At 70.0% G+C, this 1,007-nt stretch carries 1 pseudogene; it reads right to left on the reverse strand.

Features of this window, described 5'->3' with window-relative positions:
- Positions 1–173: 173 nt before the first annotated feature.
- A pseudogene (locus ACFU5F_RS42505) lies at positions 174–895 on the reverse strand (IS481 family transposase); the annotation flags it as partial.
- Positions 896–1,007 lie beyond the last annotated feature (112 nt).

Raw genomic sequence — 1,007 nt, forward strand, 5'->3', positions numbered from 1 at the left:
CGGTAGAACCGGCGCAACCTTGGCAGGTCACGAGTGCCGAGGGTCACTACGGAAAGGCGAGAGGGCAGATCAGACATGGTCAAGATCATGCCGCTGATCAGCTTCCGGTAACAAGCTGTCGGGTCTCAGGTGATGCTTGACGGTTCGGCGTCGGGTGATGCTTGACGTCTGTCCTAGACGATCTTTCGTCTGAGTACTCCCCGGACTTGCGGACGACCACCCCCTTGGTGGTGGTGCGGGGAACGGCGGTGATCAGGTCGTCGCCGTGGAAGACGCGGATGACGTCGTCGTCCAGGTGGGCGGTGACGACCTGGCGGGCGTAGGCCCGTCCGAGTTGGATGCGCTGGCCTGCGACGACGAAGCCGCCGATGCTGCTGACGGTCCGCTCGGCGATCTGCGGAGCGGGTGGCGGGACGGTCGGGGGCGGCCCGGCTGGTCTGGCTCCGCGCAGGCGGCCGCAGGCGGTGGCCGACAGCAGGCAGGGCAGTGCTGCCAGCAGGAGGCGCTGTTCGTCGAGGACCTGCATGACGGTGCCGTCCAGCCTGAGGGTGACCCGCTGTCCGGCGAAGGCCCAGCCGATGTTGCAGCGGTCGCCGCCCAGGCCTATGTAGCCGACCGGGTTGACGGTGCGGTCCACCTCCACCGCCGTGGTGTCGGCCGGGCCCGGCTCGTCGGCCCAGGGTCCGGCGGGGCTGGCATCCCCGCATGCCAGCAATGCGCGCAGGTCACGGCCGGACAGCTTCGAGGGAAGTGTCTTGTGCCGTGCGCCGCCGATGAGCACGTGCAGCCGGTTCACGTCGATCCGCAAGGTCACCTCGGTGCCGGCACCGAGGTCTGCAGGGCATAGGGGTGGCTCGGGTCGAAGGGGGGCCGGTGCCGGCCCAGGGCGTCGCCGCCACTCAGTGGCGTCACAGCGCTCCCTGGCGAGATCCCGAGGGCGGGCTCAGGCGCCGGACGTCTGCCCCCGGCGAGGAACCTTGGGCGACATCGCGGCCGCAGCCTCCGCC

Source organism: Streptomyces sp. NPDC057438 (genome assembly GCF_042802995.1).
GTDB lineage: Bacteria > Actinomycetota > Actinomycetes > Streptomycetales > Streptomycetaceae > Streptomyces.